General features: G+C 71.7%; 17 protein-coding genes. 13 read left to right on the top strand and 4 right to left on the bottom strand.

Going from position 1 to position 14,761, the window contains the following annotated elements:
- The 10 genes from NQ160_RS08625 to cofD all read left to right on the top strand — a co-directional run.
- The coding region (locus tag NQ160_RS08625; RefSeq protein WP_257514818.1) for a protoporphyrinogen/coproporphyrinogen oxidase at positions 1 to 1,055 on the top strand (1,055 nt) is incomplete at its 5' end.
- Between the two features lie 98 nt (positions 1,056 to 1,153).
- On the top strand, positions 1,154 to 1,540 hold the full coding sequence (locus NQ160_RS08620; RefSeq protein WP_257514817.1) for a hypothetical protein: 387 nt from the start codon (positions 1,154 to 1,156) through the stop codon (positions 1,538 to 1,540).
- Between the two features lies 1 nt (position 1,541).
- Positions 1,542 to 1,952, top strand: a complete 411-nt coding sequence (locus tag NQ160_RS08615; RefSeq protein ID WP_257514816.1) for a phage holin family protein — start codon at positions 1,542 to 1,544, stop codon at positions 1,950 to 1,952.
- Positions 1,942 to 2,226 (top strand): hypothetical protein, encoded by a 285-nt coding sequence (locus NQ160_RS08610; protein ID WP_257514815.1) that lies wholly within the window; start codon positions 1,942 to 1,944, stop codon positions 2,224 to 2,226. Before NQ160_RS08615 ends, NQ160_RS08610 begins: the two co-directional genes overlap by 11 nt.
- 86 nt (positions 2,227 to 2,312) lie before the next feature.
- Positions 2,313 to 2,972 carry a hydrogen peroxide-dependent heme synthase gene (hemQ, locus tag NQ160_RS08605; protein ID WP_257514814.1) on the top strand — a complete coding sequence of 220 codons (660 nt, stop codon included), beginning with the start codon at positions 2,313 to 2,315 and terminating at the stop codon, positions 2,970 to 2,972.
- Between the two features lie 10 nt (positions 2,973 to 2,982).
- Entirely contained in the window at positions 2,983 to 3,981 is a 999-nt protein-coding gene (gene hemC / locus NQ160_RS08600; protein WP_257514812.1) for a hydroxymethylbilane synthase, read from the top strand.
- A complete protein-coding gene (locus NQ160_RS08595; protein WP_257514811.1) occupies positions 3,978 to 4,781 on the top strand; it encodes a uroporphyrinogen-III synthase in 804 nt (267 codons plus the stop codon). The genes hemC and NQ160_RS08595 overlap by 4 nt, the downstream gene beginning before the upstream one ends.
- A complete protein-coding gene (hemB, locus tag NQ160_RS08590; RefSeq protein ID WP_257514810.1) occupies positions 4,778 to 5,761 on the top strand; it encodes a porphobilinogen synthase in 984 nt (327 codons plus the stop codon). The genes NQ160_RS08595 and hemB overlap by 4 nt, the downstream gene beginning before the upstream one ends.
- 72 nt (positions 5,762 to 5,833) lie before the next feature.
- Positions 5,834 to 7,156 (top strand): glutamate-1-semialdehyde 2,1-aminomutase, encoded by a 1,323-nt coding sequence (gene hemL / locus NQ160_RS08585; RefSeq protein WP_257514809.1) that lies wholly within the window; start codon positions 5,834 to 5,836, stop codon positions 7,154 to 7,156.
- Positions 7,157 to 7,230: 74 nt separating this feature from the next.
- Entirely contained in the window at positions 7,231 to 8,211 is a 981-nt protein-coding gene (cofD, locus tag NQ160_RS08580; RefSeq protein WP_257514808.1) for a 2-phospho-L-lactate transferase, read from the top strand.
- A 40-nt stretch (positions 8,212 to 8,251) separates the two neighbouring features.
- Here cofD and NQ160_RS08575 read toward each other — a convergent pair whose 3' ends face one another.
- Complete coding sequence (locus NQ160_RS08575) at positions 8,252 to 9,031, bottom strand: SDR family NAD(P)-dependent oxidoreductase (protein WP_257514807.1); 780 nt, start codon at positions 9,029 to 9,031, stop codon at positions 8,252 to 8,254.
- Positions 9,028 to 9,888 carry a fumarylacetoacetate hydrolase family protein gene (locus NQ160_RS08570; RefSeq protein WP_257514806.1) on the bottom strand — a complete coding sequence of 287 codons (861 nt, stop codon included), beginning with the start codon at positions 9,886 to 9,888 and terminating at the stop codon, positions 9,028 to 9,030. Before NQ160_RS08570 ends, NQ160_RS08575 begins: the two co-directional genes overlap by 4 nt.
- A gap of 123 nt (positions 9,889 to 10,011) precedes the next feature.
- Here NQ160_RS08570 and NQ160_RS08565 point away from each other — a divergent pair, with 123 nt between their 5' ends.
- The 3 genes from NQ160_RS08565 to NQ160_RS08555 are packed head-to-tail and all read left to right on the top strand — an operon-like array spanning position 10,012 to position 12,704.
- Positions 10,012 to 11,307, top strand: a complete 1,296-nt coding sequence (locus NQ160_RS08565; RefSeq protein ID WP_257514805.1) for an enolase C-terminal domain-like protein — start codon at positions 10,012 to 10,014, stop codon at positions 11,305 to 11,307.
- On the top strand, positions 11,294 to 12,256 hold the full coding sequence (locus NQ160_RS08560; RefSeq protein WP_257514804.1) for an aldo/keto reductase: 963 nt from the start codon (positions 11,294 to 11,296) through the stop codon (positions 12,254 to 12,256). The genes NQ160_RS08565 and NQ160_RS08560 overlap by 14 nt, the downstream gene beginning before the upstream one ends.
- 28 nt (positions 12,257 to 12,284) lie before the next feature.
- The gene (locus tag NQ160_RS08555; protein ID WP_257514803.1) at positions 12,285 to 12,704 is read left to right on the top strand and encodes an RbsD/FucU family protein; all 420 of its coding nucleotides are present in this window, start codon (positions 12,285 to 12,287) and stop codon (positions 12,702 to 12,704) included.
- 34 nt (positions 12,705 to 12,738) lie between these two features.
- Here NQ160_RS08555 and cofC read toward each other — a convergent pair whose 3' ends face one another.
- Positions 12,739 to 13,971 (bottom strand): 2-phospho-L-lactate guanylyltransferase, encoded by a 1,233-nt coding sequence (gene cofC, locus NQ160_RS24660; protein WP_308211462.1) that lies wholly within the window; start codon positions 13,969 to 13,971, stop codon positions 12,739 to 12,741.
- On the bottom strand, positions 13,968 to 14,761 hold a 794-nt coding region (locus tag NQ160_RS08540), incomplete at its 5' end, for an LLM class flavin-dependent oxidoreductase (RefSeq protein ID WP_257514802.1). The genes NQ160_RS08540 and cofC, both read right to left, overlap by 4 nt.

The raw sequence follows: 14,761 nt of genomic DNA, 5'->3' as shown, positions 1-14,761 counted from the left end.
GCCACGAGCGCAGCCTCGGCGCCCTCGTGCGCCGCCGCATGGGCACGGCCGTGCTCGAGCGGCTCGTTGCCCCCGTGACCACCGGCGTGTACTCCGCACGCCCCGACGACATCGACGTCGACCTCGCAGCCCCGGGCCTCAACAACGCCCTCACCCGCACCGGTTCGCTGTCGGGCGCCGTCGCGCAGCTGCGTGGCGGCCGCGCCGTCGTGCCCGGCCAGGCGGTGCAGGGACTCGCCGGCGGCATGACCCGCCTCGTGGATGCGCTCGTCGAGCGGCTGACCGAACTGGGCGTCGAGCTGCGCGTCGGCACTGCGGCCCGGGAGATCGTCCGTGAGGGCGACGGGTGGGCCGTCGTTGTCGACGCCGCGCCGGCTGTCGCCGACACCTCCACCGGTGCGCCGGCCGGCGACAGCCCGAGCCCCGCACCGGTCGACAGGATCCCCGCGCACACCGTGATCGTCGCCACCCCCGAAGCGCAGGCGCGCCATCTGCTCGCCCCGGTGTCCAGCCTCGACCCGGGGAGCGTGACGGCGCCGGTGGTCGAGATCGTGACGCTCGTCGTCGATGCGCCGGAACTGGATGCCGCGCCCCGCGGCACCGGCGTGCTCACCGTTCCCGGCTCCCACACCGCCAAGGCACTGACGCACGCCACGGCGAAGTGGCAGTGGCTGCGCGAGGCGACGCCCCACCACATCCTGCGCGTGTCGTTCGGCGCGCAGGGCGAGGCCCCCGCGACGGAAGCACTCGACGACGACGCGGCCGCGGCCCTCGCCCTGTCCGAGGCCGCCGCGCTGCTGGGTGTGCCGCTGCAGCCATCGCAGCTGCGCGCTTCGCACCGCGAGCGCTACGTGCAGTCCCAGCCGGCCGCCGTGATCGGTCGTGCCTCGGTGGCCGCCGCCGGACGCGAGGCCGTGCACGCCGTGCCGGGCCTCGCGGTCGTCGGCGCCTGGCTGTCGGGCACGGGGCTGGCGCAGGTCGTTCCCGACGCGATCGCCGAGGCGGAGCGCGTGCGGCGCGAAGCGCTCTGGGGCGGCGCGGCCGGCGTCGACTAACCCAGGACGCTGCGGCGCGCAACCCCGGATACCCGGGACGGCATACAGGGCTAATGTGGGGGCACACGAAGCACTCCCAACGAGCGTGAGGAGACCCCATGAGGGGCAAGATTGGACTCGTCGTCGGACTCGCTGCGGGCTACGTACTGGGCACCCGGGCCGGTCGCGAACGCTATGAGCAGATCAAGGAAAAGGCCTCGAAGGTCTGGGATCTCGACCCGGTGCAGGAACAGGTCGGCAAGGTCAAGGAACTCGGAAAGACGGCCGCGATGGCCTTTCCGACGGCTGTCTGGGACAGCGCCGTCAAGGTGACGAAGGCCGCGACGAAGCGCGGCGACTCCGCCGGTGAGCGCCTCGACGCCGCGATCGACGCCGGCAGGGACTCGGTCGACGAGGTCGCCGAAGGCGCCGAGACGACCGCAGCGCAGGTCAAGCAGGCCGCGCACGAGGCACTGGACGACGTCAAGAAGGCCGCGGACAGCTGACATGACCACACCTCGCGGATTCCGCGATCGCAGCGACGACAGCCTGCTGACGCTGATCGGCGAGCTGCCCGAGCTCGTGCGCAACCTCGTCATGGCCGAGTTCAACGCGGCGAAGACGTGGGCGAAGAAGACGGGCAAGGATGCCGGCATCGGCGGCGTCTGGGTCGTCGCGGCGCTGTTCGTGCTGTTCTGGTCGATTCCGGTTCTGGGCGCGTTCATCATCATCGGACTGTCGTCCTGGTGGCCCGCGTGGCTGTCGGCGCTCGTGGTCTTCGTCGTGATGATCGTGATCACCGCCGTGCTGGCGCTGCTCGGCATCCTGCGATTCCGCAAGCTCTCGCGCCGGGACAACCCCGGCCAGGCGATCTCCACCGACGCCAAGATCGTGAAGGACGCTGTCAATGACTATTGACCGATCGACGCCCGTCCCGGTGCCCCGCACCGCTGTGCCGCTGGGCATCGCCGACCCGGTGGAGCAGGCCAGGGCCGAACTCAAGGCGGCCCTCTCGGCGATCGAGGAGAAGGCGAACGTCTCGAAGCGGGTCGGCGAGGCGACGGACCGCCGCGTCGCCGAGGCCCGTGCCTTCGCCCGTCGCAACCCCAACGCCGCCATCGCGGCGACGGCCGGAGCGGCCATCGCCGTCGGCCTGACGGTGTGGGGAATCGTGCGCCTCATCGCGCGCTGAACCGACCATTCGCATACACCGCCACCGCCGGCGCCCACCAGCGCCGGCGGTTTGGCGTGCGGCCGAGCGGAAGAGAGACTTGAGGCATGTCCGACACCGCTTACACCCTCTGGTCCGTGCTGCGCCGCGACCCCTCGCGCCCCGTCACCGACACCGATCCCGCCGAGCTGGAGCGCGTCGTGGCCGATCTGGCCGGCGCCGGCACCACCGTGCGCGGGTTCTATGACGTCAGCGGTCTGCGCGCCGACGCGGACGTGATGATCTGGATGCACGGGCCCACTGCCGAGGGCCTGCAGCGGGACCTCAGGGCGCTGCGGCGCACCGCCCTGCTCGCACCGCTGCTGCCCACGTGGAGCGCCATGGGCGTGCACCGCGACGCCGAGTTCAACCGCGCCCACGTGCCCGGCTTCCTCCGCGGCATCGCGGCCAAGCAGTGGCTCACCGTCTACCCGTTCGTGCGCAGCTACGAGTGGTACCTGCTGCCCGACGAGGAGCGTCGCGGCATGCTCGCCGACCACGGGCGCAAGGGCGCCGCGTTCACCGGAGTGGTCGCCAACACGGTGGCATCCTTCGCCCTGGGCGACTGGGAGTGGCTCCTGCCCATGGAGGCCGACGAGCTGACGGACCTCGTCGACATGATGCGCGAGCTTCGCTACACCGAGGCGCGCCGTCACGTGCGCGAGGAGGTGCCGTTCTTCACCGGCCGCCTCGTCACGCCGGCCGACCTCGCCGAGGTGCTGCGATGAGGATGCCGCGATGACCCGCCCGTTCCGCCTCGGCACCCGCCGCAGCGCCTTGGCCATGGCCCAGTCGCAGCAGGTCGCCGATGCCCTCGCGGCGGCTGCCGGCCGACCGGTCGAGCTCGTGCCGATCGTCTCCGAGGGCGACGTGTCGCGTGCCTCGCTGTCGCAGATCGGCGGCACCGGGGTCTTCGCGACCCGGCTGCGTGAAGCGCTCGTCGCGGGGGAGTGCGACCTGCTCGTCCATTCGCTGAAGGACCTGCCGACCACCCAGCCCGAGGGGCTCGTCATCGCCGCGATCCCGCAGCGCGAAGACGCCCGCGACGTCGTGGTCACCCGCGACGGCACGCCGCTGCACCTGATGGCCGCCGGTGCGCGCGTGGGCACCGGTTCGCCGCGCCGCCGCGCGCAGGTGGTGCGGCGCAACCCCCGCGTCGAGCTGCACGACCTGCGCGGCAACGTCGACTCCCGCCTGCAGCGGGTGCGCGACGGACAGCTGGATGCCGTCATCCTCGCCGCCGCCGGTCTGTCGCGGATCGGTCTGGACCTCGGCGACCTGCACCTCGAGCCCCTGGGGCTCGCGGCGTGGCCGACCGCACCGGGCCAAGGCGCCCTCGCGATCGAGACGCTGGCCGACGGCCCCGACGACCTGCGGGCAGCCGTCGCACTCCTCGACCACCTCGACACGCGCCTGGCCGTGACGGCCGAACGCACGGTGCTGTCCGTGCTCGAGGCCGGATGCCACGCCCCCTTGGGTGTGCACGCCGAGCTCTCAGGTGAGGACCTGCGCATCGACGCGAACGTGTACGCGCTGGACGGAAGTCGCCGAATCGGCCTGGACAGCGCCGCCGCCTTCCCACGGGAGTATGGTGGGACGACAGGCAGCGGCGATGGTGCGGATGCTGCCGAGGACGCGACCCCGATCGCGTACGCCGTACGCGCCGGGTCCGACGTTGCTCGTCGCCTGCTCGATAGAGGGGCAGCCGAACTGGTACCACGAGAGTCGACCCCATGAACACAACCCCCTGGCCACCGCCGCACGCCAAGCCGCTCACCGGCTGGCGTGTGCTCGTGCCGCGCGGGGGACCCTGGGGGGATGGCGTCGCGGCCACTCTTCGTTCGCAGGGCGCGACTCCCGTCATCGCACCGCTCATCAACTTCGCGCCGTCCACCGACGAGGCGACGCTCGAGAAGGCGCTGGCCGATCTGGCCGCGGGTGTCTTCGACTGGCTGACCGTCACGAGCGCGACCACGGTCGACGTGCTCTATGCCTATCGCGCGCGGATCCCGGCCAACACCAAGGTTGCCGCGGTCGGCGAGACCACCGCTGCCGCCCTGAGCGCCGTCGGCTACAAGGTCGACCTCGTGCCGGAGGTCGACAACTCCGCCGCAGGGATGGCCGATCAGCTGATCGCCCTCGAGAGCGAGCCCCGAGACATCCTGACGCTGCGCAGCGAGATCGCGAAGCCCGTGCTGACCGAGCGGCTCAGCGAGGGCGGCCACCGGGTGCGCAGCGTCGTGGCCTACCGCACCGTCGGCGTACCCGTGACGGAGAAGATCGCGCAGGACGTCGCGAGCGGCCGCATCAACGCCATCCTCGTCACCAGCGGCTCGGTCGCGCAGCAAGTGCGGGAGCAGTTTCCCGCGATCCCGCCGGCGACCGTGCTCGCCGCGATCGGACCGCGTACCGCCGAGGATGCCCGCCTTCTGGGCCTTCCCGTCGACACCGTGGCCGCCGAGCAGACCGTGGCGGCCCTCATCCGTGCGGTGGCGGAACTGGCGTTGCCGCACTCAGCCGACGAGACGGTGCCGTGAGCTACCCCGACCACCGCCCGCGTCGGCTGCGCCAGTCGCCGGCGGTCCGCCGCCTTGTGCGCGAGACGCACGTCGTCCCCGCCCAGCTCGTCCTTCCCGCGTTCATCCGGGAGGGGCTGGCCGAACCCGTCGCCATCGGCTCGATGCCGGGCGTCATGCAGCACTCGCTCGATTCGCTGCGGCGCGCCGCGACCGAGGCCGCCACGGCCGGGGTCGGCGGCATCATGCTCTTCGGCGTGCCGGCCGTGCGAGACGCCGTCGGTTCCGGGGCCGATGACCCTCGCGGCATCCTGAACGTCGCCACCGAGGCCCTGGTCGCCGAAGTCGGCGATGCGCTGGTCGTGCAGACCGACCTGTGCCTGGACGAATTCACCGACCACGGCCACTGCGGCGTGCTGCGCGCCGACGGTGTCGTCGACAACGACGCGACCCTCGAGCGGTATGCCGCCATGGCTCTCGCCCAGGCGCGGGCAGGTTCGCAGCTGCTGGGCCTGTCGGGGATGATGGACGGCCAGGTCGCGCACATCCGCGCGGCGCTCGAGGCCCAGGGCTTCACCGACACGCTGATCCTGGCGTACGCCGCCAAGTACGCCGGCGCCTTCTACGGGCCCTTCCGCGAGGCGGTGGACTCGCAGCTGCAGGGCGACCGCCGCACGTACCAGCTCGACCCCGGCAACGGCCGCGAGGGTGTGCGCGAAGCCGTCACCGACGTCGATGAGGGCGCCGACATCGTCATGGTCAAACCCGCCCTGCCCTACCTCGACGTGCTGGCCGCCGTGCGCGCCGCCGTCGACGTGCCGGTGTGGGCGTACCAGGTGTCGGGCGAGTACGCGATGGTCGAGGCCGCCGCCGCGAACGGGTGGATCGACCGCCGCGGAGCGATCACCGAGTCGCTCACGGCGATCCGCCGCGCGGGGGCGGACGCCATCTTGACCTATTGGGCCGTCGAGGCCGCCGGCTGGCTGCGCGACGGTCTGTGAGGGCCGCGCAGGCGGCGGCCGGCCGCGACGGCGACGCTGAGCCGACGGTGGCGCTGAGAGAGAGAGTGACGCATGACTGACCGCAACGACGAACTGTTCGCACACGCGCGCGAGGTGATCCCCGGGGGCGTGAACTCCCCGGTGCGCGCCTACGGCTCGGTCGGTGGAACACCGCGCTTCGTGTCTTCGGCACGCGGTGCGTACATCACCGACGCCGCCGGCCGTGAGTACGTCGACCTCGTCGCCTCGTGGGGGCCCGCCCTCCTCGGCCACGCGCATCCCGAGGTCGTCGAGGCCGTGCAGCAGGCGGCATCCCGCGGCCTGTCCTTCGGGGCGCCCACCGGCGCCGAGGTGGAGCTGGCGGACATGATCGCCGCTCGGGTGTCTTCCGGCGAGCGTCGTCCCGTCGAGCGCGTGCGGCTGGTGTCGACCGGCACCGAGGCGACGATGACCGCGATCCGGCTGGCCCGGGGCTACACCGGGCGGGACCTGCTGATCAAGTTCGCCGGGCACTATCACGGGCACTCCGACGGGCTGCTCGCCGCGGCCGGCTCCGGGGTCGCCACCCTCGCCCTGCCCGGTTCGGCGGGGGTGCCGGCGCCCATCGCGGCGCAGACGCTCGTGCTGCCGTACAACGACGTGGCCGCCGTCGAAGAGGCCTTCACCGTGCACGGCGACCGCATCGCCGCGATCATCGTCGAGGCGGCCGCCGCGAACATGGGGGTCGTCCCGCCGCTGCCGGGGTTCAACGCGGCGCTCGCCGACATCGCGCATCGAAACGGTGCGCTGCTCATCCTCGACGAGGTGCTCACGGGGTTCCGCGTGCACCCGGCCGGGTACTGGGGTCTGCAGCAGGATGCCGGCGAGCAGTACACCCCCGACCTCTTCACCTTCGGCAAGGTCGTCGGAGGTGGCATGCCGCTGGCGGCGCTCGGCGGCCGCGCCGACGTGATGGAGATGCTCGCGCCCGTCGGGCCGGTGTACCAGGCGGGCACGCTCTCGGGCAATCCGCTCTCGGTCGCCGCGGGCATCGCGACGCTGCGCCTGGCGACCCCCGAGGTGTACGCGCGGGTGGATGCCGCGGCATCCGTCGTGGCCGACGCCCTCGACGCCGCCCTGACGGCCGAAGGCGTGGTGCACGCCGTGCCGCGGGCCGGGTCGCTCTTCGGCCTGGCGATGCTGCCCGAGGCGCCGCGCTCGTACGCAGAAGCGCTCGAGCAGCAGGCAGCGCGGTACACCCCGTTCTTCCACGCGATGCTCGACGCCGGGGTGTCTCTGCCCCCCAGCGTTTACGAGGCCTGGTTCCTCACCGCCGCGCACGACGACGCCGCGCTCGCGCGGATCGTCGATGCGCTTCCCGGTGCGGCGCTCGCCGCGGCCGGCGCGGCGGCGTAGGGCCTGCTCCGGGGTCCAGCCGGTGGGCCCATGCCTGGCGGCTTGCGGCAACGGCCCGCCCATAGGGTGGAGCGGTGACATCCTCTCCTCGCGTCGTCGTGCTCGCCGGTGGAGTCGGCGGCTCGAAGTTCACCCTCGGCGTCCGTGAGGCGCTCGCCCGCCGCGGCGCCCCCGAGGCGACGGTCGTCGTCAACACCGGCGACGACCTGTGGCTCTCGGGTGTGCGGCTGCAACCCGACGTCGACTCGATCCTCTACGCGCTCGCCGGGGTCAACGACACCGAGCGGGGATGGGGCCGCGCCGGCGACACCGAGCGCGTCAACCGCGAACTGCAGCAGTGGGATGCCGGGTGGCCATGGTTCACCCTCGGCGACCTCGACCTCGGCACCCACCTCGCGCGCACCGGGTGGCTGCGCGAAGGGCTCACCCCGACACAGGTCGTCGAGCGGCTCTCGCGCCGGTGGCCGCTCGGCGTGCGGATGCTGCCGATGACCGACACCGAGGTCGACACCCACGTTCGAGTGTCCGGCGGCGACACGATGCACTTCCAGGAGTGGTGGACGCGCCACCGTGCGCAGCTCGCCCCGCTCGGCTTCGACAACCCCGGAATCCGATCGGCGCGTCCCGCGCCCGGCGTCGTCGAGGCGATCGCGGATGCCGACGTCGTGCTGCTGGCACCGTCGAACCCCGTCGTGTCGATCGGCCCGATCCTCGCCGTGCCCGGGATCCGCGAAGCGCTGGCGGACACGGCCGCCCGGGTGGTCGGGGTGTCGCCGATCATCGGCGGGTCCGTCGTGCGGGGGATGGCCGATGTCTGCCTCACGGCGATCGGCGTGGCGACGTCCGCCGCTGCGGTGGCGGGGCTCTACGGCGCCCGCCGCGACGGCGGCGTGCTGGATGCCTGGCTGATCGCGCAGGAGGACGCTCACCTCGCCGCCGAGGTCGATGCGCAGGGCGTGCGCGCGGTCGTCACCCCGCTGTGGATGCGCGATGTCGCGGCATCCGCTGCGATGGCCGACGCCGCGCTGGCCGCGGCCGAGGCCACCGCTCGCTGAGCAGCAACGGATGTCGACGGCGGGATCGGCGCGATTGCGTCTATTCCGCGCGCAGGCGCAGGCGCGCCATGCCTCCGTCGACTTCGAGGGCCGTGCCGGTCGTCGAACCGGCTGCGGGCGACACGAGGTATGCCACGGCTGCGGCGACCTCCTCCGGGCTGACCAGCCTGCCATGCGGCTGCCGCGCCTCGAGGGCCGCGCGTTCGGCCTGCGGGTCGGCCGCCTGTCCGAGTAGCCGCTCGACCCAGGGCGTGTCGGCCGTGCCCGGGTTGACGGCGTTGACGCGGATGCCTTCGCGCAGGTGATCGGCGGCCATTGCGCGGGTGAGCGCCGAGACGGCGCCCTTCGAAGCCGAGTACAGCGCGCGCTGCGGAAGCCCCGCGGTCGAGGCGATGGAAGCGGTGTTGCAGACCGCTGCAGCGGGCGATCGGCGCAGCCACGGCAGGGCCGCCGACGTCACGCGAGCGATGCCCGTGACGTTGACAGAGAGGACGCGCGCCCATTCATCGTCGTCGTTCGCGGTGATGTCCCCGACGGCTCCGATGCCGGCATTGTTCACGACTATGTCGATGCGCCCGAACCGTTCGGCGACGGCGGCGACGGCGCGGTCCACGCTCGCGCGGTCGGAGACGTCGGCGCTGAAGGCGGCGAAGCGCTCGTCGGCCCCGGACGGGTCGCGATCGAGGATGGCGATCCGCGCTCCGTCGGCATGCAGGCGGGACGCGATGGCCGCGCCGATTCCAGATGCTCCGCCGGTGACGATCGCGACGAGCCCGTCGAGGGCCGGTGCGGCGTTCGAGTGCGGGCTTGCCTGCGTCATCGCTGCCCCTCCCATGCCACGAAGGACTGGCGCTGGTGTCCGAGTCCGTCGATCTCGATGTCGACGATATCGCCGTCGGTGAGATAGGGGTACTTGCCCGATAGGGCCACACCCTGCGGCGTGCCGGTGAGGATGAGGTCGCCGGGTTCGAGCGTCATGTACTGGGACAGGTGGTGCACGATGGTCGGCACGTCGAAGATCATGTCCGACGTGTTCGAGTCCTGGCGGGACTCGCCGTTGACGAAGCTGCGCAGGCCGAGGTGGGACGGGTCGACCTCGTCGGCGGTGACCAGCCAGGGACCGGTCGGATTGAATCCAGCGGCGATCTTGCCCTTCGACCATTGCCCGCCCGAGACCTCGAGCTGGAAAGACCGCTCCGACACGTCGTTGGCGGCGACATAGCCGGCGATGTGGGCCTCGGCCTCGGCGGGCGAGTCGAGGTAGGCGGCGCGGGCGCCGATGACGATGCCGAGCTCGACCTCCCAGTCGGTCTTCTCGCTGCCGCGGGGGATCGTCACGGGGTCGTTCGGGCCGACGACCGTGTTCGGCGTCTTCAGGAAGATGATCGGGATCTCCGGGGGCTGTGCGCCTGACTCGGCGGCGTGGGCCGCATAGTTCATGCCGATGCAGACCACGGCGCTCGGTCGGGCGATCGGTGCGCCGATGCGCAACTCGCGGGCGTTCTCGAGATCGGGGAGCTCGCCTGCTGCCCGTGCCTTCGCCACGCGCTCACGGAAGTTGCTCGACAGGAATTCTCCGTTGACATCGGATGTCAGAGGGCGCAGGTCGAGGTATCGGTCTGCGTCCACCAGGACAGGTATTTCGGCACCCGGGGCGCCGAGCCGCGCGAACTTCATGGTTCTCCTACCTCGTCGGGGAGCCGCGACCAGGCGGCACGTCTGATTGACAGTATAGACATCGGATGTTTACACTCCAAGGGTCTGTGCAGGATTTTCGCGCTGCACCAGGAGAGGAATGCAGTGAGCCGCATCGTCGCACTCGAGACCACCGACATCCGATTCCCGACGTCGCTGCGCCTGGACGGCTCCGACGCGATGAACCCCGATCCGGACTACTCGGCGGCGTATGTCGTGATCCGCACGGATGCGCACGACGGCATCGCCGGTCACTCGTTCGTGTTCACCATCGGCCGCGGCAACGACGTGCAGGTCGCGGCGATCGACGCGCTCGCCGGTCACCTGGTAGGCCGCGAAGTCGAACCGCTGCTGGACGACATGGGCGGCACCTTTCGCGCGATCATCGGCGACTCGCAGCTGCGCTGGCTGGGCCCGGAGAAGGGCGTGATGCACATGGCCATCGGCGCGGTGACGAACGCGCTGTGGGACATCAAAGCCAAGCGGGCAGGTCTCCCGCTGTGGCGGCTGCTCTCGCGCATGACCCCGGAGGAGCTCGTCGACCTCGTCGACTTCCGCTACCTCACCAATGCCCTCACGCGTGACGAGGCCCTCGAGATCCTCCGTGCGGGCGTCGCGGGGCGCGAGCAGCGGGAGGCCGAGCTGCTGGCGACCGGATACCCGGCGTATACGACCAGCCCCGGCTGGCTCGGCTACTCCGATGAGAAGCTCGAGCGGCTGGCCCTGGAAGCGATCGCCGACGGCTTCACTCAGATCAAGCTCAAGGTCGGCGCCGACCTGGACGACGACATCCGTCGCTTCCGCAAGGCGCGCGAGGTCGTCGGTCCCGACTTCCCGATCGCGATCGACGCGAACCAGCGCTGGGAGGTGTCCGAGGCGATCGCGTGGGTCAGCGCCCTGGCCGAGTTCGATCCGGCATGGGTCGAAGAGCCCACCAGCCCTGACGACATCCTGGGCCACGCCGAGATCGCGCGTGGCATCGCTCCGATCCGCGTTGCGACGGGGGAGCACGCGCAGAACCGCATCATCTTCAAGCAGCTGTTGCAGGCCAGGGCGATCGGGGTCATGCAGATCGATGCCGTCCGCGTCGCCGGGGTCAACGAGAACATCGCCAATCTGCTGCTGGCGGCGAAGTTCGGCATTCCGGTCTGCCCGCACGCCGGTGGCGTCGGCCTGTGCGAGGCTGTGCAGCACCTGTCGATGTTCGACTTCGTCGCCGTGACGGGCACACGCGAGGGGCGGCTGATCGAATACGTCGATCACCTGCACGAGCACTTCGAGGTTCCGGTCGACATCCAGGGCGGTTCATACAGGGCGCCCTCCGCACCCGGGACCGGCATGGAGATGAAGGCCGACAGCGTGCGGAAGTATGCATGGACGGGTGAGCATGTCACGGACTGAGAGCGTCATCCCGGCGATCGGCTACGGCGCCGCGAACGTCGGCAATCTCTTCCGCGCGCTCAGCGACGATGATGCGTTGGCGGTCCTGGACGCGGCGTGGGAGAGCGGAGTCCGCTACTACGACACCGCCCCCCACTACGGCCTCGGGCTTTCCGAGCGTCGCCTCGGAGCGTTCCTGCAGACGAAGCCCCGCGATGAGTTCTTCGTCTCGACCAAGGTCGGTCGGCTGTTGCGTCCGAACCCCGCCTTCGACGGGGGGCTGGACACCGATCACGACTTCTTCGTGCCGAACGACCTGCGGCGCGAGTGGGACTTCTCCGAGGCCGGCATCCGCGCCTCGCTCGCCGAATCGCAGGACCGGCTCGGCCTCGACCGGATCGACCTCGTCTACCTGCACGACCCGGAGCGCCACGACCTCGACCTCGCGCTGACCTCAGCGTTCCCCGCGCTGGAACGGCTGCGCGCCGAGGGTGCGGTGGATGCCATCGGCATCGGAGCGATGACCAGTCACGCGCTGGCCCGCGCTGTTCGCGGGGCGGATCTCGACACGATCATGATCGCCGGTCGCTACACGCTGCTGGAGCAGCCCGCCGCCGAAGACGTGCTGCCTGCCTGTCGTGAGCGGGGGACGGGAGTGGTCGCGGCCTCCGTCTTCAACTCGGGGCTGCTCGCACGGGCAGAGCCGACGCGCGACGGCCGATACGAATACGGCGGCGTCCCCGACGGGGTCTGGGATCGGCTGCAGCGCATCGTCGCCGTGTGCCGTGCGCACGACGTGCCGTTGCCCGCCGCCGCGATCCAGTTCCCGCTGCGGGATGCCGCGGTGGAATCGGTGGTGCTGGGCAGCTCGAGGCCCGCGCAGGTGCGTGAGAACGTGCAGCTGGCGACGCTGGAGATCCCGGAGGGCTTCTGGGCGGAGCTGGCCCACGAGGCGCTCATCACCGCGTGACGCCCGGCACCCCGATCGAGGAGGACACATGCTCGAAGGAATCAACCCCCTGCTGACGGGCGAGATGCTGCTGCATCTCGATCGGATGGGCCACTCGGATGCCGTCGTGATCGCCGACGCGCACTTTCCGGCGTGGGCCCTGGGCGGGCGGGTCATCGACCTGCCCGGCACGACCACCCCCGAGGTGCTGGCGGCGATCCGCACCGTCATCCCCCTCGATGACGCGCCTTGCCTCGACCTCATGGAGTCCGCAGACGGCGAGGTGCTCGATGTGCAGCACGAACTGATGGCCGCAGCCGGGACCACGGTGGAGACGACGCGGTTCGTGGAGCGCTTCGCCTACTACGACGTCGCCCGGCCGGCGTATCTCATGGTGCGCACGGGGGAGACGCGCAAATACGGCAACGCGCTGCTGCGCAAGGGCGTCGTCGGGCACCGGTCCGCGTAACGCGGCGCTGGAGCGCCGCGCGCCCCTGCGGCCGCTACAGCTCCATGCGCATGACGGTGATGCCGGTGAGGGCGGACTCGGCGCCATCCCGGTGCATGCCGATCTTCGTCGCCACCCGCGTCGACGCGGCGTTGTGCGGGTGGATGAGTGCCCGCAGCTCGCCGAAGCCCAGCGAGCGCGCCAGATCCCGGGCCGCCGCGGCGGCCTCACTGGCGTAGCCGCGCCGCTGGAAGCGCGGCGCCACGTGATACCCCACCTCCAGCACCCGCCGCGTGCCCATCCGCTGCCAGGTGAGGCCGCAGTCGCCGACGAACGCGCCGTCGTGGTCTTCGACGATCCACAGGCCGAAGCCCTCGTCGCGGTAGCGGCTCTGGTTGCGTTCGATCCACGCGGCCGCCTGCTCGCGGGTGAACGGGGCGGGGTAGTAGCGCATCACCGCGGGATCGCCCAGCAGGGCGGCCATCTCGTCGAGGTCGTGCTCGGCCATCTCACGCAGCCGCAGCCTCGCGGTGGTGAGCACCGCGTCGGCTCCACGGCGGGCCGCGTGCAGCAGTGCCGAGGTGCGCGGTCCCACCCCGACGTCTTCGGCCGTGCGCAGCTGCTGCAGGGTGTCCACGTCGCGGCGCAGGCCGGATGCCGCGGGCGCGGTCACCGCCACGGCGCCGAGCTTGCGGTGCCGGCCGAACGAGCCCGTGCCGAACGCCGACCGCCACGCCAGTCCGCCCGAGGCCGTGACCAGGGTCGATCCGGTCCCTTCTGCATCCCCCACCACCGCGCGGCGGTGACGGGCCGCGGAGCGCAGCGCGCTCGCGAGCTCGTCGGGCCGCAGCGCGGGCAGGTCGCCCAGGAGTGCGGCACGGGCGCGGCCGGAGAACCCCGCGACCCCCATCGCCACGGCGGCGTCGAGCCCTTCGCCCGGGTCTCCCACGATCTCCACGGGGGCGCCGTCGGGGTCGCCGGCCACGGTGGCCGCGGCATCCGGGTCGCTGCTGACCACGATCACCCGCGCGACGCCCGGGGTGCGGGCGACCGCGGCGAGGGTGTCGCGGGCGATGGCGCGGGCCAGCGCCTCGCGATCGATCCCCGGCACGGCGAGTCGCGACTTGCCGGCCTCGGCCGGCTTCACCGGCACGATCACGATCCAGTCGGCGTCGGCGTCGGCGTCGTCGTCGTCGTCGTTGCCGTGGCCCTCGCCGTTCGATGCGCCGGGGCGCACGGCTCCCGTCGCCCCCGGCCCGTCGCCCACCGGCATGTCCACCGGAGTCACTGACCGAACCGCGCCCGCAGGCGCGGCAGGATCTCGGTGCCGTAGGTGCGCAGGAATGTCTCCTGGTCGTGGCCCGGGTCGTGGAACACCAGGTGGCGGAACCCGAGGTCGACGTACCGGGCGATCTGCTCGACGTGCTCGTCCGGATCGGTGGAGACGATGAACCGCGACGCCGCGCGCTCGATCGGCAGTTCGTCGGCCCGCCGCTGCATCTCGATGGGGTCGTGGATGCCGGTCTTCTCCTCCGGCGACAGCGCGAGCGGCGCCCAGAAGCGGGTCTTCTCCAGCGCCTCCTCGCGGGTCGGGGCGAACGAGACCTTCACCTCGATGAGCGTGTCGACGTCGGCGTCGGTGCGGCCGGCCTTCTCGAGACCCTCCTCGAGAGCGGGGAGCAGCTTGTCTGTGTACAGCGCCGGGTCCTTGCCGCTCGTGGTGATCCAGCCGTCCGCGATGCGACCGGCGAGGCGCGTCGCCGCCGGTCCCGACGCGCCGATGTAGATCGGCACCGGCTGGTCGGGACGGTCGTAGACGGTGGCATCCTTCACACTCCAGAAGTTGCCCTCGAACGTCACCCGGTCGTTCGTCCACAGCTCGCGGATGAGCGTGATGGCCTCTTTCATGCGCTGGAAGCGCTCGGGCGGGTCGGGCCAGTCCAGTCCGAGCGTGACCTCGTTCAACGCCTCGCCGGTGCCGACCCCGAGGATCATGCGCCCCGGGAACATCACCCCGAGTGTGGCGAACGCCTGCGCGACGACGGCCGGGTGGTAGCGGAACGTGGGCGTCAGCACCG

The organism is Microbacterium sp. zg.Y909 (assembly GCF_024626565.1).
The sequence above is the reverse complement of the archived record's forward strand: the minus strand, read 5'-3'. Positions and strand labels throughout refer to the sequence as shown.

Bases quoted from the DNA above. Each gene is read 5' to 3' on its own strand.
- NQ160_RS08615 (WP_257514816.1), top strand. From the start codon at position 1,542: ATGACCACACCTCGCGGATTCCGCGATCGCAGCGACGACAGCCTGCTG.
- NQ160_RS08620 (WP_257514817.1), top strand. From the start codon at position 1,154: ATGAGGGGCAAGATTGGACTCGTCGTCGGACTCGCTGCGGGCTACGTA.
- NQ160_RS08575 (WP_257514807.1), bottom strand. From the start codon at position 9,031: ATGACGCAGGCAAGCCCGCACTCGAACGCCGCACCGGCCCTCGACGGG.
- NQ160_RS08610 (WP_257514815.1), top strand. From the start codon at position 1,942: ATGACTATTGACCGATCGACGCCCGTCCCGGTGCCCCGCACCGCTGTG.
- NQ160_RS08555 (WP_257514803.1), top strand. From the start codon at position 12,285: ATGCTCGAAGGAATCAACCCCCTGCTGACGGGCGAGATGCTGCTGCAT.
- NQ160_RS08570 (WP_257514806.1), bottom strand. From the start codon at position 9,888: ATGAAGTTCGCGCGGCTCGGCGCCCCGGGTGCCGAAATACCTGTCCTG.
- hemQ (WP_257514814.1), top strand. From the start codon at position 2,313: ATGTCCGACACCGCTTACACCCTCTGGTCCGTGCTGCGCCGCGACCCC.
- NQ160_RS08595 (WP_257514811.1), top strand. From the start codon at position 3,978: ATGAACACAACCCCCTGGCCACCGCCGCACGCCAAGCCGCTCACCGGC.
- hemL (WP_257514809.1), top strand. From the start codon at position 5,834: ATGACTGACCGCAACGACGAACTGTTCGCACACGCGCGCGAGGTGATC.
- NQ160_RS08560 (WP_257514804.1), top strand. From the start codon at position 11,294: ATGTCACGGACTGAGAGCGTCATCCCGGCGATCGGCTACGGCGCCGCG.
- hemC (WP_257514812.1), top strand. From the start codon at position 2,983: ATGACCCGCCCGTTCCGCCTCGGCACCCGCCGCAGCGCCTTGGCCATG.